This window comes from Streptomyces sp. NPDC036822 (genome assembly GCF_055609145.1).
Genome location: NZ_JBVJPY010000022.1, coordinates 1 through 22,219 on the forward strand (window position 1 = coordinate 1; position 22,219 = coordinate 22,219).

Consider the following 22,219-nt stretch of genomic DNA (forward strand, 5'->3'; position numbering starts at 1 on the left):
CCGTCGAGCGCATGATGCGCGACGCCAAGATCACCCAGATCTACGAAGGCACCAACCAGGTCCAGCGCATCGTCATGGCCCGCAACCTCCCGTAATCCGCAGTCACCCGAAAGGAGCCAGGCCGTGACCCTGAGGATCGCTGTCTGTGTGAAGTACGTACCCGACGCGACCGGCGACCGGGGCTTCGCCGACGATCTGACCGTCGACCGCGACGAGGTCGACGGCCTGCTGTCGGAGCTCGACGAGTACGCGGTCGAGCAGGCGCTGCGGATCTCCGAGGAGTCCGACGACGCCGAGGTCACCGTCGTCACCGTGGGACCCGACGACGCCAAGGACGCCCTGCGCAAGGCGCTGTCCATGGGCGCCGACAAGGCCGTCCACGTCAACGACGACGACATCCACGGCACGGACGTCATGGGCACCTCCGCGATCGTCGCCAAGGCGCTGGAGAAGACCGGCTTCGACCTGGTCATCTGCGGCATGGCCTCGACCGACGGCACGATGGGCGTGCTGCCCGCGCTGCTCGCCGAGCGCCTGGGCCTGCCCCAGATCACCCTGCTCTCCGAGGTCTCGGTGGAGGACGCGACGGTGAAGGGCCGCCGCGACGGCGACGCCGCCACCGAGCTGCTGGAGGCCCCGCTGCCGGCCGTCGTCTCGGTCACCGACCAGTCCGGCGAGGCCCGTTACCCCTCCTTCAAGGGGATCATGGCCGCCAAGAAGAAGCCGGTCGAGGAGCTGGACCTGGACGACCTGGGCATCGACGCCGACGAGGTCGGCCTGGCCGGCTCGTGGACGCTCGTCGAGTCGGTCGCGGCCCGCCCGGCCCGTACCGCGGGCACGATCGTCACGGACGAGGGCGACGGCGGCAAGCAGCTCGCGGCGTTCCTCTCCGCCCAGAAGTTCATCTGACCGCTCACCGTTCCCGTTTCAGGAGCAATGAATCATGGCTGAGATCCTGGTTCTCGTGGACCACGCCGACGGTGCGGTCCGCAAGCCGGCCCTCGAACTCCTCACGCTGGCCCGCCGGATCGGCGAGCCGACGGCCGTCGTGCTCGGCGCCGGCGAGGCCGCGGCGTCGATCGCCGCCACGGCCGGCGAGTACGGCGCGGCCACCGTGTACGTCGCGGACGGCGCCGAGTTCACCGAGCAGCTCGTCGTGCCGAAGGTCGACGCGCTCACCCAGATCGCCCAGGACAAGGGCGTCGCCGCCGTCCTGGTGACCTCCTCCGGCGAGGGCAAGGAGATCGCCGCGCGTGTCGCCCTGCGCCTCGGCTCGGGCCTGATCACCGACGCCGTCGAGCTGGAGGCCGGCGAGAACGGCCCGGTCGCGACCCAGTCGGTCTTCGCCGCCTCGTACCAGGTGAAGTCGACCGTCTCGCACGGCGTGCCGGTCATCACCGTCAAGCCGAACTCCGCCGCTCCGGAAGCCGCCCCGGCCGCCGGCACGGTCGAGAACGTGACCGTCGCCTTCACCGGCAACGCCGCCACGGTCGTCTCGCGCACCCCGCGCGTCTCCACCGGCCGCCCCGAGCTGACCGAGTCCGCGATCGTCGTCTCCGGCGGGCGCGGGGTCGGCGCGGCCGAGGGCTTCGAGGTGGTCGAGAAGCTGGCCGACTCGCTCGGCGCGGCGGTCGGCGCCTCGCGCGCCGCGGTCGACGCCGGCTGGTACCCGCACTCCAACCAGGTCGGCCAGACCGGCAAGCAGGTGTCCCCGCAGCTGTACGTCGCGGCGGGCATCTCCGGCGCGATCCAGCACCGGGCCGGTATGCAGACCTCGAAGACGATCGTGGCCGTCAACAAGGACCCGGAGGCCCCGATCTTCGACCTGGTCGACTACGGCGTGGTGGGCGACCTGTTCGCCGTGCTGCCGCAGCTGACGGACGAGATCGGCGCCCGCTGAGGCGACCCGTCCCGGGGGCCGGTCCGGTCACGACGACGGACCGGCCCCGAAGACAGGCCGGACACGACGAAGGGCCGGATGGTGGCACTGGGTGCCACCATCCGGCCCTTCGTCGTCCGTGCCGCGCCGCTCCCGCCGCCGTCAGATCCAGCCGTCGAGTGGCACCTCTTCGCACAGCCGGACGACCGGGTACGCCGCCTCCGTCCCGGCGGAGGAGAGCCTGACCCGCACCCCGGGGCGCACCGCGTGCAGCGGTCCGTCCACCCGGCAGCGCACGACGAAGCCCTCGGTCATGTGGACGGGCCAGAGGTCCGCCTGCGCGGCGGTGAAACCGCGGCGTACCGTGATCACGCCCTCGCCCTCGCTGCGTTCGGGCGCCAGGTCGGTCGACCCGCAGGTCGGACAGAGCAGGCGCTGGTACGTGGTGGTGTGGCACCAGCGGCAGCGCTGGAAGTAGAGCTCGGCGCCTGCGCCCGATTCCTCGGTCCGGACGGCGTACCCGCTCCTCAGTCCCGTGTGGAACACGATGCTTCTCCTTGCACTCGGCGGCTCGACCGTGCAGTGCAAAGATATGGCACTGAGTGCCACAGAATAAAGACCTGAGTTCCCTTATTTGGAGATACCCGGAACCCCGTGGCCCCGGAACGCGTCCGGCTCAGCTCTCGCCGATGCTCGACTCCACCTCACGCACCACCCGCCACATCGGCGTGGAGCGCTTGGTGATCACCACGACGACGTCCTCGGCCTCCTCGGCCGGGGCGCCCGGGGCGCCGCCCTCCGGGCTCCAGGTGTCCCGGACGAACTCCAGGGCCCGGTCGACCTCGGCCAGCGGGTCGCCCTCGCCGCCCGAGCGCAGCCAGTGGCGCAGGGCGTGGTTGTGCGCGGCGACCACGGCCGCGGCGACCACGTTGGCGCGCAGGGTGCCGTCACGCCGCCCGGCGAAGCGGGTGCGCAGGTAGTCGCCGAGGGTCTTCTCGTACCGCCAGACCACCGAGAGTTCGTACGTGCGAAGGCCCGTCACCTCGCGGGTGAGACGGTAGCGCTGGACGGAGAACGTGGGGTTCTCGGCGTACATCCGCATGACGAGCCGGGCGGCGTCGCAGACCCGGACCAGCGGGTCGTCGCCGTCCTCGCTCGCGGCCAGGAAGGCGGTCATGTCGGCGAGGCACTGCTCGTGGTCGGGGAAGACCACGTCCTCCTTGGACGGGAAGTACCGGAAGAAGGACCGGCGGCCGACCCCGGCCGTGCGGACGATGTCGTCGACGGTCGTCTGTTCGTACCCCCGCTCCAGGAAGAGCTGGAAGGCCGCGGCGATGAGGGAGTCCCGCATGCCGGGCTTCGCGGAGTTGGTCGACGCTGTTCCCGTTCCCATGGCCCGAACCTAACACCCCGGGCGCGCCGAAGCGGCACTTGGTGCCACCGAATGGCGGCACCAAGTGCTATTGCCCTGCTGGGGAGGGTGCGCGAGGGGTGGATTCAGCGGGCCGCCATACGCAGAGCGCCGTCCATCCGGATCGTCTCACCGTTGAGGTAGTCGTGCTCGGTGATCATCGTGACGAGCCGGGCGTACTCCTCCGGCCGGGCCAGGCGCTGCGGGAAGGTGACGCTCGCGCCGAGCCCGGCCCGGATCTCGTCGCTGAAGCCGGCCATCATCGGGGTGTCGACGATGCCGGGGGCGATGGTGACGACCCGGATGCCGAACTGTGCGAGGTCCCGGGCGGCGGTGACGGTCATCCCGGCGACCCCGGCCTTGGAGGCCGCGTAGGCGATCTGGCCGACCTGCCCCTCGAAGGCGGCGATGGAGGCGGTGTTGACGACGAGCCCGCGCTGGCCGTGCTCGTCCGCCTCCTGCCGGGCGATGACCTCGGCGGCGAGGCGCATCACGTTGAAGGTGCCGAGCAGGTTGACGTTGAGCACCGTGCGGAACAGATCGAGGTCGTGCGGCCCCTTGCGGCCCAGGACGCGGGCCGAGGGGGCGATGCCCGCGCAGTTGACGGCGAGCCGCAGTTCGGCGCCGTCGGCCTCGATCCGGGCGAGGGCCTCGCGGACCGGGCCCTCCTCGGTGACGTCGGCGGCGAGCAGAGTGACCCCGTCGGGCAGGGGGCCCGCGGCGGCGACGGCCTTGTCCAGGTCCAGGCCGTAGACGGTAGCGCCGCGGGCCGCGAGCGCGGCGGCGGTGGCGGCACCGAGGCCCGAGGCCGCGCCGGTGACGAGCGCGGCGGATCCGGCGATGTCCATGATGCTCCTTGCGGGGGTGGCGGCAGCGTGCGAGACGGACGGAGGGGTGGCGGCGAGCGGGGTCAGCGGACGAGGGAGCGGCTGATGACGAGCCGCTGGATCTGGTTCGTGCCTTCGAAGATCTGCATGATCTTCGCCTCGCGCATGTAGCGCTCGACCGGGAAGTCACGCGTGTAGCCGTACCCGCCGAGGACCTGTACGGCGTCCGTGGTCACCTTCATGGCGGCGTCGGTCGCGACCAGCTTCGCCGCGCTGGCCTGGCGGCTGAACGGGCGGCCGAGGTCGCGGCGGCGGGCGGCGTCCAGGTAGGTCGCACGGGCGGAGTCCACGGCGGCGGCCATGTCCGCGAGGAGGAAGCCGAGCCCCTGGTGGTCGACGATCTTACGGCCGAAGGTGGTGCGCTCGTTGGCGTACGCGACGGCGGCGTCGAGGGCGGCCTGGGCGAGGCCCGTGGCGCAGGCGGCGATGCCGAGCCGGCCGCAGTCGAGGGCGCTGAACGCGATCTGGAGCCCCTGGCCCTCCTCTCCGATCCGGCGGTCGGCGCCGATGAGGGCGCCGTCCCAGTGAGCGGAGGTGGTGGGCACGGCCTGGAGACCCATCTTGCGTTCCGGCTTGCCGAAGGTCAGCCCGTCGGTGGCCCCCGGCGCGAGGAAGCAGGAGATGCCGTGGCTGCCCGGCGCCGTGCGGGCGAAGAGGGCGTAGAAGCCGGCCTTCCCGCCGTGCGTGATCCACGCCTTGTTGCCGGTGACGCGGTACGCGTCCGCGCCCCCGCCGTCGGTGGTGCGCTCCGCCTTGCACGACAGGGCGGCCGCGTCGGAGCCGGCCTGGGGCTCGGAGAGGCTGTACCCGCCGACCACCTCGCCCGCGAGCATCGCGGGCAGCCAGCGCTCCTTCTGCTCGGGGGTGCCGAAGGAGTGCAGCGGGTGGCAGGCGAGGGTGTGCACGCTGGTGGCGACGGCCACGGCCGCCCAGCGCGCGGCGAGCTCCTCCAGGACCTGGAGGTAGACCTCGTACGGCTGGCCTCCGCCGCCGAACTCCTCGGGATAGGCGAGGCCGAGCAGCCCGGCCTCGCCGAGGGTGGTGAACAGACCTTCCGGGTACGTCTCGGCGGCCTCGTGCTCGTCCACGCGGGGAGAGAGCTCCTTGTCGGCGATCTCCCGCGTGAGGGCGATGAGGTCCGCTGCCTCGGGGGTGGGAAGCAGGCGGTCGACATCCATGGCGACTCCAGGGACACTCAGCACCACGGATAAAGCGGTACTGGGGGCGGTACGGCAGTACCGGTTAGCGTAGCGCAGAAGGGTTCCGCCGTAACCCCCCGAAGAGGTCGCCCGGCATACTGTTCGGGTGATCGAGACCTCAGCCGCCGACGCACCCAAGCTGACGGGCCGCGGCGCGGCCCGCCGGTCCGCCCTGTTCGAGGACCTGGTGGCCCTTCTGGTGGGCGAGGGCTTCGCCCAGCTGACGCTCGACGAGCTTGCCTCCCGGCTGCACTGCTCGAAGCGGACGCTCTACGGCCTGGCGGGCAGCAAGGAACAGCTCGTCCGGGCGGCCGTGGTCCACTTCTTCCGCCGCGCGACGACGCGGGTGGAGTCGGTGCTGGCCGCCGAGACCGAGCCGGCCGAGCGGCTCGCCGCCTATCTGCGGGCGGTGGCGGCCGAGCTGGCCCCGGTCTCGCCCCGCTTCTTCGATGACGTGGCCGCCTTCGAACCGGCCGCCGAGGTGTACGAGCGCAACACGCGCGCGGCGGCGGGACGGGTCCAGCAGCTGATCGAGGAGGGCGTGCGCGCGGGCGTCTTCCGCGACGTCCACGTGACCTTCGCGGCCGACGTCATCTCCTCGGTGATGGTCCGCATCCAGCGGCGCCAGGTGGCGGCAGCGACGGGGCTCGCCGACGCCGAGGCGTACGAACAGCTGGCGGAGCTCCTCCTGAACGGCCTGACGAGGTCCTGAGCGGCTCCCTCCTCACGAGGTCCCGAGAGGATCCCTCACGCTCCGCTTGTGATCCACTACTGTGTGCGGCGCATCGACAGGCCATGCCATCACACAGGGAGACCTTCGCGTGGAGCGCAGTCGTACCGACCTGAGGATCCGTGCCGTACTCGTCGCCATGGGCGTCACCGCCGCGCTGACCGGCGCCCCGGCGGCCCAGGCCGCCCCCGCCCCGGACGAGACGCCCGGCACCGTCACCACCGGCACCCCGCACCCCGGGACCCCCGACGCCGGCGCCGCCCTGACCGGGGCCGCGCCGCACGCCACGGATGCCGGAGCCGGCTCCAGGCCGCACGCGCCCTGCACCGGCGAGTTCGCGGGCGACAAGCGGCTGGGCCCGAAGTTCCTGCCGAGGAAGCGGCAGCAGCCGGTGGGTCCGCTGCTGCACCGGTACCACCGCACCGGCACCCTCTCCCCCGCGGACTTCCTCAAGAAGTACTGGGAGGGCCCGGCCGACACGGGCGGCTGGAAGTACCCGCCGAACGACGGCTTCGCCGAGGTCAACGGCGAGGTGGACAAGGCCCCGGAGGTCCTGGAGGAGGGGGAGCGCCTGGACCGCTTCGGCTCGGAGTACGGCTCCTACCTCGCCCCCGCCGGGGACGCCTACGCCAAGCGCGCCCTGCCGCCGCAGAACCTCAACACCCGCGACGCCGCCTTCCCCTGCGACTACCACGTGTACGTCGTGACGCGGCCGTTCACGGTCTGGGAGGGCGGAATCGCCCCCTGGTTCGAACAGCCCGGCGGCGGCCGTCAGATCAAGCTGGACCCGGCCTTCCTCGACCCGGGCACGGGTCAGCGCCTGAACGTCAAGTGGCTCCTCGACAACGGCTATCTGGTACGCGTCACCGCGTGAACCGGTCCGCCTTGGCCCGGGCACTGCGCGAGGCCGGAGTGCCCGGGGGCCACTACCGGATCGAGGGCGTCCACGAACCGGTCCCCACCCCGCCGGACTTCGCGTATCTGCGCGCGAGGCCCGGCGGCGACGGGTGGGAGACGGGCGTGTACGAGCGCGGCGCGTACGAGCCGGTCGCCGCGCACGCCACCGAGGCGGAGGCCTGCGCCCATCTCCGTACGCTGCTCATGGGCTCGGCCCCTCCGCCCAACCAAGCGCGTAACAAACCGAACTGACGATCCATCAGCCATGACAGGCCCATGACAGGAGGGCCTGTGGGGGCATACCGTCATAGGACCCGGGGAGGATCGGCGACCGACCGTCCCGGCCGACCGGGCACCAGCGCAGCTCCTCCCGCTCTCTCGGTTCCGCACGGTTCCGAGTCCCCCCATGAGTGAAGGGACAGCAATGCCGCTCTCCACATGGCTGAAGACAGGGATCACCGCCGCGGCGGTCGTCCTGGCCACGGCGTCCGCCGCCCACGCCGCCCCCGCGTACGCACCCGCCCCCGCGCCCGCATCGCAGCCGTCGGCGGTGAGCGCCTCGGCGGTGGTAACCCTCCGGTACGACGACAGCAGGGCCGTCGGCTGGGAGGCGGCGGTCGCCGCCGGAGTCGCCTCCTGGAACGCGAACGTCGACAACGTCCGGCTGGTCGAGGCGGCGCCGGGCTCCCCGGCCGAGATCGTGATCGTGGCGACGACCGGCTGGCCCCAGGCCACCCTCGGACCCGTCCGGCCGGGCAGGCAGGTCCGCGTCGAGCTCGGCAGCCAGGCGGTGGCCCAGGGCTACGACAAGACCCGCATCGCCGCCCACGAGCTGGGCCACAGCCTGGGCCTGCCCGACACCAAGCCCGGCCCGTGCTCACAGCTCATGTCGGGTTCGAGCGCCGGTACGAGCTGCAGGAACGCCGTCCCCAACGCGACCGAGCAGGCTCGGGTGGAATCCGCCTACGCCGGCGGCCTCGCCTCCCGCGCCCCGGCCGACGGCCGGATCCTGGTGGACGCTCCCTAGCCAGGGGCCTCGACGCGGCGCCCGGCCGACATGATCGGCCGGGCGCTCCGGCGTGCCCGGAACCGAAGCCCGCGCGGCCGTTCCGCCGCGTCCCGGCGCCGGTCTCCTCCATGGGGTCGCCACAGGACGGGTGCACGGCGTGCACACACCCATGGCCGTGACATGCCAAGCTCCTGGCCTGAACCCCCCACCGTGATCCGTCTGTCGGGCACCACGTCCGGGCCTGCCGATCGCCGGAACGAGACGACGTGCCCGCCGAGCGAGAGGACACCCCCCACATCATGTCCGCTCACCGCAGGCAGCGTCCCTGGCGACGCCCCGTCCTGACCTTCGTCGCGACGGCCGCGGTCGCCGTGTCCACGGCGGCCTACGCCTCCGGCTCCCCGCCCGCACCGGCGGGAGGCACCGCGCCCGCCCCGGTCGCCGTGCCGCTGGACGACGCGTACTACGACGGCGCCCTCGGCAAGACCGGCACCGAGCTGAAAGGCGCCCTCCACGCGATCATCAGCGAGCAGACCAGGCTCTCGTACGACCAGGTCTGGGACGCGCTGAAGACCACCGACGAGGATCCCGCCGCCCCGGGCAACGTCGTCCTGCTCTACTCCGGGCGCTCCCAGGCCAAAGACACCAACGGCGGCGAGGCGAACGACTGGAACCGCGAGCACGTATGGGCCAAGTCGCACGGCGACTTCGGCACCGCCACGGGCCCGGGCACCGACATCCACCACCTGCGCCCCGAGGACGTCTCCGTCAACGCGACCCGGGGGAACCTCGACTTCGACGCGGGCGGCGACCCGGTCGACGAGGCCCCCGGCAGCCTCTCCGACGGTGATTCGTTCGAGCCCCGGGACGCGGTCAAGGGCGATGTCGCCCGCATGATCCTCTACATGGCCGTCCGTTACGAGGGCGGTGACGGCTTCCCCGACCTCGAACCCAACGATCAGGTGGGGAACGGCTCCGCACCGGCGATGGGCCGGCTCTCGGTCCTGCGGCAGTGGAACGACCAGGACCCGCCGGACGCGTTCGAGAAGTCCCGCAACGACAGGATCTTCGGCATCCAGAAGAACCGGAACCCCTTCATCGATCACCCCGAGTGGGTCGCCGAGATCTGGAAGTGACGCGGTACGACCGCCTTCCGCGCACCGGCTAGAACTCGTCGTCGGTGTGCGGGAGGCGGTCGGTGCGCAGGGCCGCGTCGAGCGTGCCGGCCGCGCCCGGCGTGTGCTCCTCCACCAGGCCCGCGGCGACCAGGTCGGTGACGCGGGTCCCGCCGAGGTAACAGGCGCCGAGGTCGCGTACGTCGAAGGCGAGGTCGACCGGGTCGCCTGTCGGCTCGTACCGCGTCTCGCCGGGGCCCGCCGCCGTCCCCGTACGGAGCCGGAAGCGGCCGGAGTTGGCCGGGATCCGGCTGTCGTGCACCTCGACGACGAGATCCGCGGCGGCGCTCCAGCGCCGCGCGGTCAGCGCCGCCCCCACGTCGACGAGCCGCACCCACAGGGCGGGGAACTGGCCCGTGACCCGCACCTGGTCGCGGTCGGCCGCGAAGAGCAGGAGGGGGTCGTCGAGCGGGCGGCCCCAGGCGCGGACGGTGCCGGTGAGGTCGACGGAGGCGAGGTAGGTCCACAGGGCGGCGGCGACCGCGGGGGTGTCGGCCTCGAGTTCGTCGACGCGGACCAGACCCGGGGTCCGGGTGCCGTCGTTCTCCCCCTTGGTGCGGTAGACGGCGTATCCCGCGAGGGGCTCGCCGAGGGCGACGATCCGGGGCGGGGACAGCTCGTCGTCCTCCTCGTCCTCGTCGACGAGCCATTCGCCGCTCCAGCGTTCCTCGTCACGGGCGACCCGCCCCGCCCGCCGCGCGCGGGTGGCCTCGTAGTACGGCCCGAGGACGGCGGGCGCGTCGGCGGAGTCCACGAGCCGCAGCGGGCGCTCGTCGGGGGCGACGCGCAGCGCGAGAGGCCGCCGGGAGTCGATCTCGACGAGGGCGCCCTGAGTGGCGGGCCCGAAGCCGAAGCGGCCGTAGATGGCGTCCTCGGAGGCCCACAGCGCGGCGATCGGCTCCCGGCGTGCGGCGCACCGGCGGTATAGCTCTCCGAGCATGGCCGAGAGCACACCGCGCCGGCGGTGGGTGGGGGCGACGGAGACGAAGGTCAGGCCGGGGCAGGGCAGGTCGCCCCCGGGAACGGAGAGGGTGAAGCGGTGGGCGGCGACGAAGCCGACCAGGGTCTCCCCCTCGTACGCCCCGACACGTTCACAGGGCAGCATCAGCTCGCGGTGGTGCTTGCGCTTCTGTTCGTCCGGGCGCTCGTGGAAGACGAGGTAGACGAGGTCGAGGGCGCGGTCGAGATGGGCTTCGGGCACGTCACGAATCTCCATGAACCGGACCCTAACCGGCGGGCGTCCCGCCGCCGTCGGTACGCGTCGAGATCGCGACACCTCGGCCGGAAACCGGGTGGGGGCCGTACGGGGCGTCCCGTACGGCCCGGCTGACCCGCCTACGCGACGGAGCCTATGCGGCCGTCGGGTGCGCGCGGCCCGTCGTGGTGGATGGGCGTGTGGGCGCCGGTGAGGGAGACGCCGCTGCCGCCGCGCCGGTTGGCGACGATCTCGGCGGCGATGGAGATCGCCGTCTCCTCCGGGGTGCGGGCGCCGAGGTCGAGGCCGATCGGCGAACGCAGCCGGGCGAGTTCGAGTTCGGTGACGCCGACCTCGCGCAGCCGCTTGTTGCGGTCCTCGTGGGTACGGCGGGAGCCCATCGCGCCGACGTAGGCGACGGGAAGCTTCAGGGCCGCTTCGAGCAGCGGGACGTCGAACTTGGCGTCGTGGGTGAGGACGCAGAGGACCGTGCGGCCGTCGATCCCGCCCTCGTCGGCGGCGGTCCGGAGGTAGCGGTGGGGCCACTCGACGACGATCTCGTCGGCGTCGGGGAAGCGGGCCGGCGTCGCGAAGACGGGGCGGGCGTCGCAGACGGTGACGTGGTACCCGAGGAACTTGCCGACCTTCACCAGCGCGGAGGCGAAGTCGATCGCGCCGAAGACGATCATGCGGGGTGCGGGGACCGAGGACTCGACCAGGAGGGTCAGCGGCTGACCGCAGCGGCTGCCGTCCTCGCCGATCTCGACGGTGCCGGTCCGGCCGGCGTCGAGCATGGCGAAGGCCTCGCCGGCCGCGGTGCGGTCCAGCTCGGGGTGGCCTCCGAGGGCGCCTTCGTAGGACCCGTCGGGGCGGACGAGGAGGGCCCGGCCCATCAGGTCGGCGGGGCCGCCGACGATCCGGGCCAGGGCCGCCGCCTCGCCGGAGACGGCGGCCCGGAGCGCGGCGGGGTAGACCCCACCGCGTACCGGGGTGACGAGGATGTCGATGATGCCGCCGCAGGTCAGGCCGACCGCGAAGGCGTCCTCGTCGCTGTATCCGAAGCGCTCGACGACGGTTCTGCCGTCCTCGAGGGCCTGTTGGCACAGGTCGTAGACCGCGCCCTCCACACATCCGCCGGAGACCGAGCCGATCGCCGTGCCGTCCTGGTCGACGGCGAGCGCGGCGCCGGGCTGCCGGGGCGCGCTGCCGCCGACGGCCACCACGGTGGCGACGGCGAACTCGCGGCCCTGCTCGACCCACCGGTGCAGCTCTTCGGCGATGTCCAGCATCTCGAACTCCTCGATACGTGTGGAGGGCGGCGGTACGGGCGTCAGCTGACGCCCAGCCAGCTCTCGATCGGATGGATCGCGAAGTACACGACGAAGATCGCGGTCAGGCCCCACATGAAGGCGCCCACTTCGCGTGCCTTGCCCTGCGCCACCTTGATGACGGCGTAGGAGATGACACCGGCCGCGACACCCGTGGTGATGGTGTACGTGAACGGCATCAGGACCACGGTGAGGAACACCGGGATCGCGACGGAGCGGTCGCTCCAGTCGACGTGCTTGGCGTTCTGCATCATCATCGCGCCGATGACGACCAGGGCCGCGGAGGCGACCTCGGCGGGCACGATCGCGGTGACCGGGGTGAAGAAGAGGCAGGCTGCGAAGAACGCGCCGGTGATGACGGAGGACAGGCCCGTGCGGGCGCCTTCGCCGACGCCGGTGGCGGACTCGACGAAGACGGTCTGGCCGGAGCCGCCGACGCCGCCGCCGATGACACCGCCGGCACCGTCGATGAACAGGGCCTTGGACAGACCCGGCATGCGGCCCTTGTCGTCGGCCAGGTTGGCCTCGGAGCCGACGCCGATGATGGTCGCCATGGCGTCGAAGAAGCCCGCGAGCACCAGGGTGAAGACGATCATGGTGATCGTGATGTAGCCGACGTCGCCCCAGCCGCTGAAGGACACGTCGCCGATGAGCGAGAAGTCCGGTGCGGAGACGGCGCTGCCGTGCAGCTCGGGCGCGCCGGAGAACCAGGCTCCCGCACCCTTCTCCGGGACGTCGCCGACGGCGTTGACGATCATGGCGATGACCGTGCCCGCGACGATGCCGATGAGGATGGCACCGGGGATGTTGCGGGCCTGCAGGGCGAAGATCAGCAGCAGGGTGACGGCGAAGATCAGGACCGGCCAGCCCTGGAGTTCACCCAGGGGGCCGAGCGTGACGGGGCCACCGCCGGGGGCGGGGTTCTCGTGCACGAAGCCGGCCTTGACGAAGCCGATGATCGCGATGAAGAGGCCGATGCCGATGGTGATCGCGTGCTTGATCGCCAGCGGTATCGCGTTCATGATCATCTCGCGGAGGCCGGTGACCACCAGGAGACAGATCACCACACCGTAGGCCACACACATGGCCATGGCCTGCGGCCAGGTCATGACGGCGATGACCTGCGAGGACAGGACACCGGACACGCTGAGGCCGGCGGCCAGGGCGAGCGGGACCTTGCCCCAGAAGCCCATCAGGAGGGTGGTCACGGCGGCGGCGAGAGCGGTCGCCGTGATGAGTGCGGGCTGGCTGAGGACGTTGCCGTCCACATCCTTGCCGCCGAGGATCAGGGGGTTGAGCAGGAGAATGTACGCCATCGCCATGAAGGTGGTGACGCCGCCGCGGATCTCCGTCGCGACGGTGGATCCTCTCTCCGAGATGTGAAAGTACCGGTCGAGCCAAGAACGGCCGGCGGGGACGTTGGAGCCGGAGCCCGCGTCCTCCGAGGCGGTCTTGGGCTCCACTGACGACTGGGTCATGGGGCCTACTCCCAAGGTTCAAAGGGGCACCCGCATAAGACTGGGGAAGTCAGAGACGCTGCGGGATTTGGGATGCTGCGTGGGCTGCACGACCCGGGGGACGGCCCGAGACGAACTGTGATGGTTCAGGTCGATCTGGTGCTGCTCGGTACTGCGGGGTGGTGCCGGGTACTACGGGTGGTGCTGGGTACTGCGGGGTGGTGCCGGGTACTGCGGGGTCGCTCCGGGCGGTGCGGGCGGGAAGTGTGACGTTCCTGGAGGCACGCACCGCCCGGAGAGTCTCAGAGGGTGCCGGTGAGCGCCTCGGGGCGGACCGGCGTCTTGTTGAGCTCCAGACCCGTCGCGTTCCGGATCGCCGCGAGGACGGCCGGGGTGGACGACAGGGTCGGGGCCTCACCGAGTCCCCGCAGGCCGTACGGCGCGTTGGGGTCGGCGAGTTCGAGGACGTCGACCGGGATGGTCGGCGTGTCGAGGATCGTCGGGATCAGGTAGTCCGTGAAGGAGGGGTTGCGCACCTTCGCGGTCTTCGGGTCCACGATGATCTCTTCCATCACCGCGACGCCCAGGCCCTGGGTGGTGCCACCCTGGATCTGGCCGACGACGGAGAGCATGTTGAGCGCCTTGCCGACGTCCTGGGCGGTGGCCAGCTCGATGACCTTGACCAGGCCGAGCTCGGTGTCCACCTCCACCACCGCGCGGTGCGCGGCGAAGGTGTACTGGACGTGGCCGTCGCCCTGGCCGGTGACGAGGTCGAACGCCTGGGTCGGACGGTGGCGGAACTCGAGCTCGATGTCGATCGGCTCCTCGCCCTCCAGGATGTCCGCGATGGTAGCCAGGACCTCGCCGCCGTCGGTGACGACCTTGCCGCCCTCCAGGAGCAGCTCGGCGGTCGCCCACGCCGGGTGGTAGGACCCGTTCTTGCGGCGGCCGATCTCCAGGACCGCCTCGCGGACGGCCTCACAGGTGTTCTTCACCGCGCCACCGGTCATGTACGTCTGCCGGGAGGCGGACGTCGAACCGGCGGAGCCGACCTGGGTGTCGGCCGGGTGGATCGTCACCTGCGTGACGCCCAGCTCCGTACGGGCGATCTGGGCGTGCACGGTGACACCGCCCTGACCGACCTCCGCCATGGCCGTGTGGACCATCGCGACGGGCTCGCCGTTGATGACCTCCAGGGTCACACGGGCGGTGGAGTAGTCGTCGAAGCCCTCGGAGAAGCCGACGTTCTTGATGCCGACGGCGTAGCCGACACCCCGGACGACGCCCTCGCCGTGCGTGGTGTTGGACAGACCACCGGGCAGCGCGCGGACGTCCGCCTGCTCACCGGCGGCGAGCCACTGCTGCTCCGGGGGCATCGGGCGGGCCTTGACCCGGCGCAGCAGCTCGGCGACCGGGGCCGGCGAGTCCACGACCTGGCCGGTCGGCATGATCGTGCCCTGCTCCATGGCGTTGAGCCGGCGCAGCTCCACCGGGTCCATGCCCAGCTTGGCCGCGAGCTTGTCCATCTGCGCCTCGTACGCGAAGCACGCCTGGACCGCGCCGAAGCCGCGCATCGCGCCGCAGGGCGGGTTGTTGGTGTAGAGCGCGACGGCCTCGATCTCGACGTCGTCGATCACGTACGGACCGGCGCCGAGGGAGGACGCGTTGCCGACGACCGCCGGGGAGGCGGAGGCGTACGCGCCGCCGTCGAGCACGATCCGCGCCTTCATGTGCGTGATCTTGCCGTCCTTGGTGGCGCCGTGCTCGTACCAGAGCTTCGCCGGATGGCGGTGCACGTGCCCGAAGAAGGACTCGAAGCGGTTGTAGACGATCTTGACGGGCTTGCCGGTGCGCAGCGCCAGGAGGCAGGCGTGGATCTGCATCGACAGGTCCTCGCGGCCGCCGAAGGCGCCGCCGACGCCGGAGAGCGTCATCCGGACCTTCTCCTCGGGCAGGCCGAGGACCGGGGCGATCTGGCGGAGGTCGGAGTGCAGCCACTGGGTGGCGACGTACAGGTCGACGCCTCCGTCCTCGGCGGGCACGGCGAGACCGGACTCCGGGCCGAGGAAGGCCTGGTCCTGCATGCCGAAGACGTACTCGCCCTCGACGATCACGTCGGCCCGCTTGCGGGCCTCCTCCACGTTGCCGCGGATGATCGGCTGGCGGTGCACGATGTTCGGGTGCGGGACGTGACCGGCGTGGTGGTCGTCGCGGCCCGGGTGGAGCAGCGGCGCGTCCTCGGCGAGGGCGGAGGCCTCGTCGGTGACGACGGGCAGCTCCTTGTAGTCGATCTTGATCTTGGCGGCCGCGCGGCGGGCGGTCTCCGGGTGGTCGGCGGCGATCAGGGCCACCGGCTCGCCGTGGTGCCGTACCCGGCCGTGGGCGAGGACGGGGGTGTCCTGGATCTCCAGGCCGTAGTTCTTCATCTCGGTCGGCAGGTCGTCGTAGGTCAGGACGGCGTAGACGCCGCCCATCGCGAGGGCCTCGGAGATGTCGATGGAGACGATCTCGGCGTGCGCCACCGTGGAGCGGAGCGTGTGGCCCCACAGCATGTCCTCGTGCCACATGTCCGAGGAGTACGCGAACTCGCCGGTGACCTTCAGGGTGCCGTCCGGGCGGAGGGTGGACTCGCCGATGCCGCCCTTGTTGTGGTTCTGGGTGACCTTCGTCGGCGTACCGGCCGGAGTGGTACGGGTGTTCTGCGCCATGGTCAGACCGCCTCTCCCTGACGGGCGGCCGCCAGGCGGACCGCGTCGAGGATCTTCTCGTACCCCGTGCACCGGCAGAGGTTGCCGGAGAGGGCCTCACGGATGTCCTGGTCGGACGGGTCGCTCTGACGCTCCAGGAGTTCGTCGGCGGCGATCAGCAGACCGGGGGTGCAGAAGCCGCACTGGACGGCGCCGGCGTCGATGAACGCCTGCTGGATCGGACTCAGTTCGACGCCCTCACCGGTCTGCGAGTCGGCCGGCTTGGCCTGCCACTTCTTCGCCGAGTCGAGGCTCGTGCCGCAGCCGCCGGTGCCGCAGGCTCCGCCCGGGTGGGCGTCCTCGCGGTGCTGGGAGTAGTCCGCGAGACCCTCGACCGTGACGACCTCGCGCCCCTCGACCTGACCGGCGGCGACCAGGCAGGAACAGACCGGCACCCCGTCGAGACGGACCGTGCAGGAACCGCACTCGCCCTGCTCGCAGGCGTTCTTGGAGCCGGGCAGACCCATCCGCTCACGCAGGACGTAGAGGAGGGACTCACCCTCCCAGACGTCGTCGGCTTCCTGCGGACGACCGTTGACCGTGAAATTGACGCGCATGGTTATGCAGCTCCCTCAAGCGTGCGGCCGGTGCCGCGGTACTGCTCCCAGGTCCAGCCGAGCTGACGGCGGGCCATGATGCCGACGGCGTGGCGCCGGTACTTGGCGGTGCCACGGACGTCGTCGATCGGATTGGCGGCGCCCGAGCACAGGTCGGCGAACTGCTTGGCGATCGACGGCGTGATGATCTTGCCGCTCTCCCAGAAGCCGCCCTCCTCCAGAGCCGCGTTCAGGAAGGCCTCGGCCTCCTTGGCGCGGATCGGGGTGGGCGCGGCCGAACCGATGCCGGTGCGCACGGTCCGGGTCTCCGGGTGGAGCGCCAGGCCGAAGGCGCAGACGGCGATGACCATCGCGTTGCGCGTACCGACCTTCGAGTACTGCTGAGGTCCGTCCGCCTTCTTGATGTGGACGGTCTTGATGAGCTCGTCGGGCTCCAGCGCGTTGCGCTTCACACCCGTGTAGAACGCGTCGATCGGGATGAACCGGTTGCCGCGCACCGACTCCACCTCGACCTCGGCACCCGCGGCGAGCAGCGCCGGGTGCGCGTCACCGGCCGGGGACGCGGTGCCGAGGTTGCCACCGACACCACCGCGGTTACGGATCTGGGGGGAGGCGACCGTGTGCGAGGCGAGCGCCAGACCGGGCAGCTCGGCCCGCAGGTTCTCCATGATCTGCGTGTACGGAACGGAGGCTCCGAGGCGGACGTTCTCCTCGCCGACCTCCCACTCGCGCAGCAGCTCGATACGGTTCAGGTCCAGGAGGTACTCGGGACGCCGGTGGTCGAAGTTGATCTCGACCATGACGTCGGTGCCACCCGCGATGGGCACGGCCGTGGGGTGCTCGGCCTTGGCGGCGAGCGCCTCCTCCCAGCTGGCGGGGCGAAGGAAGTCCATGGTGGCTCTCTTCTAGTGCTTCTAGTGGTCGGGGGTCCGTCGTACGGGCCCGGGGGGACGGCCGGCCCTCGACTTCGATTTCGTGTTCATGTGCTGTTCACGCGATGTGTGGCCTAGTACACAAGCCCGGCAGGCTGGGGTGCAGTCACCGAAACCATGAAGGAGTTGGCTGGTGACCTTGTTCGTCTTGTAGATTCGAACGAAAGGCGGGGCTCGGCAACCTCGCCGTTTCCCCCTGGAAACGGTGGCACCACGCCACCGACGACAACGCGACAGTTTTCGCGACGGACGAGAAGGAACGGCGGAGACGAGATGCGGCTGCGCGCACTGCTGGAAACCGACGCGCTGGGGCTGCGCCTGCTCGGTGGTGAGGAAGAGCTGGACCGCACGGTCCGTGGCGTGATGACGACGGACCTCAAGGATCCCAGCAGGTATCTGTCCGGTGGCGAGCTGGTCCTCACCGGCCTGGCGTGGCTGCGGGAGCCCGAGGACGCCGAACCGTTCGTCCGGATCCTCGCCTCCACCGGAGTGGCGGCCCTGGCGGCGGGCGAGGCCGAGCTTGGCGACATCCCGGACGATCTGGTGCAGGCATGTTTGCGCCACCGCCTGCCCCTGTTCGCGGTCAACGAGACGGTTGCTTTCGCGACGATCACGGAACACGTTGTTCGACAGGTCTCCGGCGAGCGGGCGGGCGACCTGGCGGCGGTCGTCGACCGCCACCGGCGGCTGATGACCTCCGGCCCCGCCGGCGGCGGCCCCGACGTCGTCCTGGACCTCCTCGGCTCCGACCTGGACCTTCGCGCCTGGGTCCTCTCCCCCACCGGCCGCCAGATCGCCGGCGCGGGCGAGCCCCTGGGAGCCGGCCTCGCCGCCACCCTCGCCGGAGAACACCTCGCCGCGACCCGCACCGGCCGACGCGGCCCGCACCGGCTCGCCCTCGGCGGAACCACCTACTCGCTGTTCCCGATCCGCAACACCGGGCGCGGCGCCGCGCCCGCCTCCCGGGACGTGCGCGAGACCGTGCTGTCCGACTGGCTGCTCGCCGTCGAGGCCGACGCCGGAGAGTGGCCGGCCGCCCGGCTCGACCTGCTCCAGGGCGTCACCCAGCTGATCGCCGTCGAACGCGACCGGCGCGACGCCGCCCGCACCGTACGGCGCCGGCTCGCCCAGGAGGTCCTCGAACTCGTCCAGACCGGCGCAGCGCCCGCCGAGATCGCGGCCCGCCTGCGCGTCGCCGCCCCGGTGCTGCTCCCCGGCCTCGGCACCGCGCCGCACTGGCAGGTCGTCGTCGCCCGCGTGGAATGGGACCAGGAAGGCACCACGGGAACGGCCGTCGACAGCGGCCCGGTCGCCCAGGCCCTCCTGGAGGAGATCCTGGTCGACCCCGCCACCGTCGGCACCGACTCGGCCGACCGGATCGCCGTCGCCCACCACGGCGACGAGGCCATCGCCCTCGTCCCACTGCCCGCCGGCCCCCTCCCGGACAGCGAGGACGAGGGCACCTCCCCCGGCCTCGGCCTGCACGCCGACACGCTCCTCGCCGCCGTCCGCGACCCGCTCTCGTCCGGGCTCGCCGACGACGGCCGGCTCACCCTCGGCGTCAGCGCGGCCGTCCACTCCGCCGAAGGCCTGCGCGGCGCCCTGGAGGAAGCCCGCCACGCCCGCCGCGTCGCCGCCGCCCGCCCGGGCCGCGTCTGCGCCGCCGGACACCACGAGCTGGCCTCCCACGTCCTGCTGCTCCCGTTCGTCCCGGACGACGTCCGCCGCGCCTTCACGGCCCGTCTCCTGGACCCGCTGCGCGACTACGACCGCCGCCACCGCGCGGAGCTCATCCCCACCCTGGAGGCCTTCCTCGACTGCGACGGCTCCTGGACACGCTGCGCGACCCGGCTTCACCTGCATGTGAACACCCTGCGCTACCGAGTCGGCAGGATCGAGCAACTGACGGGCCGGGACCTGTCGCGCCTGGAGGACAAGCTCGACTTCTTCCTGGCCCTCCGCATGAGCTGAGCCGCTTTCTTGCGGGCTCGGTTCGCCTCCGGGCGCCTTCATGCGGGTGTCGACGGTCGATCGTGCTCGCCCGCTCGTTCCTCGCGGCCTGCGCGCGTTCTTCCTCTCGACACCCGCGGCGCCCTTCGGCTCACTCGCCAGAGGGCACCGGGGAGGCGGGTCCACCCCGCCCGAGAGGGCCATGGCAGGCTCCCGTGGGGCGAGGCAGGACCACCCGCCCCAGGCGCCTCGCAGTGCCCGGTCCACCCGATCGGCCGAGGAGCGGCGGGGGATGCGGGGCCCTGGTGAGCGGACCGCCGCGCCTCGCCGGGCCGGCGCCGTCACCCGATACGGGCACGGCGAGATTCATCTTTTCGGGGGAGCGCCGATCCGGCCCGCGGTCGGCGCTCCGCCCCCGCCGGCCGGCGGCTCCCGCCCCCTCCCCACGGCGCCCGGCGGCAGGGCGCAGGCAGGCCGGGCCGGGCGCGAATCTTGGGCATCGGGAGTGTCCGTATACCGGTGCGCGCAAGGCTCTTGTGAAATGATTCACTCGACCTCTTGGCCAGGCGCGCCGGTTCGTGCTGAGATGCGAGGCGACTCAACAGCTCAATGGCGCGCTCGGGGAGGGCAATGTGGCGGACACCGCCATGTCTGGTTCCGAAACAACGGAAGGCGTCGATCCGTCCCCTGCCTACGGCAGGGAGACCCCGACGGAGACCGCCATATGGCGACTGCGGTCACGCGGCTGCTGGACGGACGCGGCCGCTCTGCTCACCCCCCACGCCGCCGAACCGGCGGCGGCGCTCGAAAGGGCGGCGCTGCTGATCGAGCGGTGCCTCTACACCGAGCAGGGCTGGGCCGAGGCGGAAGAGGCCCTGCGGGCGGCCGAGGCAGTCGCCCAGAGCGACGAGGAACGAGGGGCCGCGGCGTGCGAACGCGGGTACCTCGCCTACGCGTCGACGCTCCTCGGGGTCCGGGACCGGGCCGACGAGGCCCGCGCGGCGCTCGGCCGGGCGGCGGCGCTGATCGGCCCGACCACCGACGGGCGCCCGCTGCTCGACTTCCGGCGCGGGCTGGTCGCCCAGAACCTCGGCGACTCCCCGCAGGCGGCCCGCGCCGCCTACCGCCGCGCCCACGCGGGCGCCACGGACCGGGGTGACACCCTGCTGCTCTCCTCCACCTGGCGCCATCTCGCCGGACTCGCCTTGCGGGAAGGGGAGTTGGCGGAGGCCCGGCACGGTTTCGCCGAGTCGCTCCGGATCCGCGAGGAGCTCGGCTTCCTCGTCGGTACGGCCCCTGCCCTGACGGCCCTGGCGGACACCGAGACGGAGCCGGAGGCCCGCCGCCTCCGGGCGGAGGCCACCCGCCTCTTCCGGCTCCTGGGCGGCGTACCGACCTGGCTTGCCTCCCAACTGACGCCCCAGACCGCCGCGTGACGGGCCGTCATTGACGACGGAGGTGAACCGGGGCGTCCGTGAGGGCGCCCCGGTCGTCGTGTCCCGCTGCGGCGGGGGCGAAGGGGCCCCGTCACACCCCGGCGAGCTGGCGGTCGATCCGTACGATCAACTCGTTCCGGCGTGCCCGCAGTTCGGTGGGAGCACACGAGAGCGTGATGCGGTGCGCCTCGATCAGCGGCCCCAGCTCGGGCGGCGGCTCCACCACCCCGGAGAAGAGGGGCTCCGTCAGCGCGGTGGCCGACGCCTCCGCCTGCGGCCCGGCGGGAAGCGCGGCCGGGGTGGGCGGCAGGTGTCCCGCCTGGCCGTGCAGCATCCGGGCGGACAGGATGGCCGCCTCCCACACCCGCATGCTCTCCAGCCTTACCTGCGAGGCCAGTTCGTCGCGGATCGCGCACAGATCGCTCCACGCCCGCTCGTGGTCGCGCAGGGCCTCGCCGGCCCGGCGCACCAGCAGTCCGTAGGTCGCGCGCGCCCTGAAGAGACCCCGCCGCGCCTCCGCCGCGCTGTCCGCGTACGGGTTGTGGGCGACGATCTTCATCGCCACGGCGGTCAGGGCGAGGACCAGCATCAGCGCGGCCACCCAGCCCGGCGCGTACCTTGCCCCCTCGATCTCGCTGTCGGCGGTCCCGGCGTCCCGCGCCCGCATCAGCGCCCACACGGTGACGACGAACAGCACGGACAGGAGGTAGAGCAGGGGCAGGGCGAGGGAGGCGCACAGCGCCGCCACGGGCCGGCGCTCGCGGAGCGCGTGCAGCCGCTCGCGTATCCCGTGCAAGGGCGCGGCGATCACGTGCCCGGACAGCATCAGGGCCAGGGCGAGCACCACACCGGGCAGGAAGGAGACCATCCGCTCCAGGGCCGAGACGTTCTCCGTACTGCTGGTGAGGTCCTGGAACACCTGCATGAAGTACCAGGCGTCGAAGACCGCCATGGCGCCGATGACCGGCCAGCGCAGCACGCGGATCCACAGGTCGCGGCGGCGCCGGTCGGCCGCCCCGTCCTCCGCGTGACGGGCCTCGACACCGTCGTGCGCCCCGCGCGCCGCCCGGAGGGGCGCGGCGGCCTCGAAGCGGGCCAGGGCGTGAAGGGTCTCCTCTGCCCGGGCGTGGGTCCCGATCGTGCGGGCGCGGGCCGCGGCGAGCTGTTCGCGGTTGTGGCCGACGATCTCGGCGACCTCGCGGGCCGCACGCAGCAGCATTCGCATCTCGCCGTTGTCGAGGTTCTCGGGGTGGCGTTCCGGACCCTGCTCGGCGCTCTTCACCAGATGCCGGATGTCGCATCCGCAGCCGTGGTGGCAGGGGATGCCTCGGTGGTTCTCGGGCATGGACGTCCTTCTTCTAGGAGGTCTCGCCCCCGTGGGGGTGAGGTGGTGTCCCCCGTCGGGGCGGGGCCTTGTCCCCCGTCGGGAC

At 72.1% G+C, this 22,219-nt stretch carries 21 protein-coding genes; 10 read left to right on the forward strand and 11 right to left on the reverse strand.

What is annotated here, in order from left to right; all coding sequences use genetic code 11:
* From ACZ68P_RS31720 to ACZ68P_RS31730, 3 genes are all read left to right on the forward strand, one after another.
* A partial coding sequence (locus ACZ68P_RS31720) for an acyl-CoA dehydrogenase family protein (protein WP_132919430.1) occupies window positions 1-95 on the forward strand: 95 nt, incomplete at its 5' end.
* Between the two features lie 28 nt (window positions 96-123).
* Window positions 124-909: an electron transfer flavoprotein subunit beta/FixA family protein gene (locus ACZ68P_RS31725; RefSeq protein ID WP_471012333.1), complete on the forward strand. Its 786-nt coding sequence runs from the start codon at window positions 124-126 to the stop codon at window positions 907-909.
* Between the two features lie 34 nt (window positions 910-943).
* A complete protein-coding gene (locus tag ACZ68P_RS31730) occupies window positions 944-1,900 on the forward strand; it encodes an electron transfer flavoprotein subunit alpha/FixB family protein (RefSeq protein ID WP_471012335.1) in 957 nt (318 codons plus the stop codon).
* Between the two features lie 141 nt (window positions 1,901-2,041).
* On the opposite strand, the gene ACZ68P_RS31735 is transcribed toward ACZ68P_RS31730, so the two are convergent.
* The 4 genes from ACZ68P_RS31735 to ACZ68P_RS31750 all read right to left on the reverse strand — a co-directional run bounded on the left by ACZ68P_RS31735 (window position 2,042) and on the right by ACZ68P_RS31750 (window position 5,355).
* On the reverse strand, window positions 2,042-2,425 hold the full coding sequence (locus tag ACZ68P_RS31735; protein WP_471012336.1) for a Zn-ribbon domain-containing OB-fold protein: 384 nt from the start codon (window positions 2,423-2,425) through the stop codon (window positions 2,042-2,044).
* 130 nt (window positions 2,426-2,555) lie between these two features.
* Window positions 2,556-3,272, reverse strand: a complete 717-nt coding sequence (locus ACZ68P_RS31740) for a TetR/AcrR family transcriptional regulator (RefSeq protein ID WP_471012337.1) — start codon at window positions 3,270-3,272, stop codon at window positions 2,556-2,558.
* Window positions 3,273-3,376: 104 nt separating this feature from the next.
* Window positions 3,377-4,138, reverse strand: coding sequence for an SDR family NAD(P)-dependent oxidoreductase (locus tag ACZ68P_RS31745; protein ID WP_471012339.1), 762 nt, complete (start codon window positions 4,136-4,138; stop codon window positions 3,377-3,379).
* A gap of 62 nt (window positions 4,139-4,200) precedes the next feature.
* A complete protein-coding gene (locus ACZ68P_RS31750) occupies window positions 4,201-5,355 on the reverse strand; it encodes an acyl-CoA dehydrogenase family protein (RefSeq protein ID WP_471012342.1) in 1,155 nt (384 codons plus the stop codon).
* A gap of 127 nt (window positions 5,356-5,482) precedes the next feature.
* Here ACZ68P_RS31750 and ACZ68P_RS31755 point away from each other — a divergent pair, with 127 nt between their 5' ends.
* The 5 genes from ACZ68P_RS31755 (at window position 5,483) to ACZ68P_RS31775 (ending at window position 9,148) form a co-directional block, all read left to right on the forward strand.
* A complete protein-coding gene (locus tag ACZ68P_RS31755) occupies window positions 5,483-6,088 on the forward strand; it encodes a TetR/AcrR family transcriptional regulator (RefSeq protein WP_471012344.1) in 606 nt (201 codons plus the stop codon).
* 157 nt (window positions 6,089-6,245) lie between these two features.
* Window positions 6,246-6,980 (forward strand): TNT domain-containing protein, encoded by a 735-nt coding sequence (locus tag ACZ68P_RS31760; RefSeq protein WP_471012445.1) that lies wholly within the window; start codon window positions 6,246-6,248, stop codon window positions 6,978-6,980.
* The gene (locus ACZ68P_RS31765) at window positions 6,977-7,255 is read left to right on the forward strand and encodes a hypothetical protein (protein ID WP_471012345.1); all 279 of its coding nucleotides are present in this window, start codon (window positions 6,977-6,979) and stop codon (window positions 7,253-7,255) included. The genes ACZ68P_RS31760 and ACZ68P_RS31765 overlap by 4 nt, the downstream gene beginning before the upstream one ends.
* Before the next feature lie 172 nt (window positions 7,256-7,427).
* Window positions 7,428-8,030 carry a snapalysin family zinc-dependent metalloprotease gene (locus ACZ68P_RS31770; RefSeq protein WP_471012347.1) on the forward strand — a complete coding sequence of 201 codons (603 nt, stop codon included), beginning with the start codon at window positions 7,428-7,430 and terminating at the stop codon, window positions 8,028-8,030.
* A gap of 281 nt (window positions 8,031-8,311) precedes the next feature.
* Window positions 8,312-9,148 carry an endonuclease I family protein gene (locus tag ACZ68P_RS31775; protein ID WP_471012447.1) on the forward strand — a complete coding sequence of 279 codons (837 nt, stop codon included), beginning with the start codon at window positions 8,312-8,314 and terminating at the stop codon, window positions 9,146-9,148.
* 28 nt (window positions 9,149-9,176) lie between these two features.
* On the opposite strand, the gene ACZ68P_RS31780 is transcribed toward ACZ68P_RS31775, so the two are convergent.
* From ACZ68P_RS31780 to ACZ68P_RS31805, 6 genes are all read right to left on the reverse strand, one after another.
* Window positions 9,177-10,403 (reverse strand): GNAT family N-acetyltransferase, encoded by a 1,227-nt coding sequence (locus tag ACZ68P_RS31780; RefSeq protein ID WP_471012349.1) that lies wholly within the window; start codon window positions 10,401-10,403, stop codon window positions 9,177-9,179.
* Window positions 10,404-10,522: 119 nt separating this feature from the next.
* The gene (locus tag ACZ68P_RS31785; protein ID WP_471012350.1) at window positions 10,523-11,671 is read right to left on the reverse strand and encodes an XdhC family protein; all 1,149 of its coding nucleotides are present in this window, start codon (window positions 11,669-11,671) and stop codon (window positions 10,523-10,525) included.
* A gap of 41 nt (window positions 11,672-11,712) precedes the next feature.
* Window positions 11,713-13,188, reverse strand: coding sequence for an NCS2 family permease (locus tag ACZ68P_RS31790; RefSeq protein WP_471012352.1), 1,476 nt, complete (start codon window positions 13,186-13,188; stop codon window positions 11,713-11,715).
* Window positions 13,189-13,469: 281 nt separating this feature from the next.
* Window positions 13,470-15,875, reverse strand: coding sequence for a xanthine dehydrogenase subunit D (pucD, locus tag ACZ68P_RS31795; protein WP_471012354.1), 2,406 nt, complete (start codon window positions 15,873-15,875; stop codon window positions 13,470-13,472).
* Window positions 15,876-15,877: 2 nt separating this feature from the next.
* Entirely contained in the window at window positions 15,878-16,471 is a 594-nt protein-coding gene (locus ACZ68P_RS31800; RefSeq protein ID WP_362017412.1) for a (2Fe-2S)-binding protein, read from the reverse strand.
* Window positions 16,472-16,473: 2 nt separating this feature from the next.
* On the reverse strand, window positions 16,474-17,364 hold the full coding sequence (locus ACZ68P_RS31805) for an FAD binding domain-containing protein (protein ID WP_365719679.1): 891 nt from the start codon (window positions 17,362-17,364) through the stop codon (window positions 16,474-16,476).
* A 312-nt stretch (window positions 17,365-17,676) separates the two neighbouring features.
* Between ACZ68P_RS31805 and ACZ68P_RS31810 the strand changes: the two genes are divergently transcribed.
* Both ACZ68P_RS31810 and ACZ68P_RS31815 read left to right on the forward strand, forming a co-directional pair.
* Window positions 17,677-19,374 (forward strand): PucR family transcriptional regulator, encoded by a 1,698-nt coding sequence (locus ACZ68P_RS31810; protein WP_471012355.1) that lies wholly within the window; start codon window positions 17,677-17,679, stop codon window positions 19,372-19,374.
* A gap of 626 nt (window positions 19,375-20,000) precedes the next feature.
* Window positions 20,001-20,789, forward strand: a complete 789-nt coding sequence (locus ACZ68P_RS31815; protein ID WP_471012356.1) for a hypothetical protein — start codon at window positions 20,001-20,003, stop codon at window positions 20,787-20,789.
* 91 nt (window positions 20,790-20,880) lie between these two features.
* Here ACZ68P_RS31815 and ACZ68P_RS31820 read toward each other — a convergent pair whose 3' ends face one another.
* Window positions 20,881-22,134, reverse strand: coding sequence for a hypothetical protein (locus ACZ68P_RS31820; RefSeq protein WP_471012358.1), 1,254 nt, complete (start codon window positions 22,132-22,134; stop codon window positions 20,881-20,883).
* Window positions 22,135-22,219 lie beyond the last annotated feature (85 nt).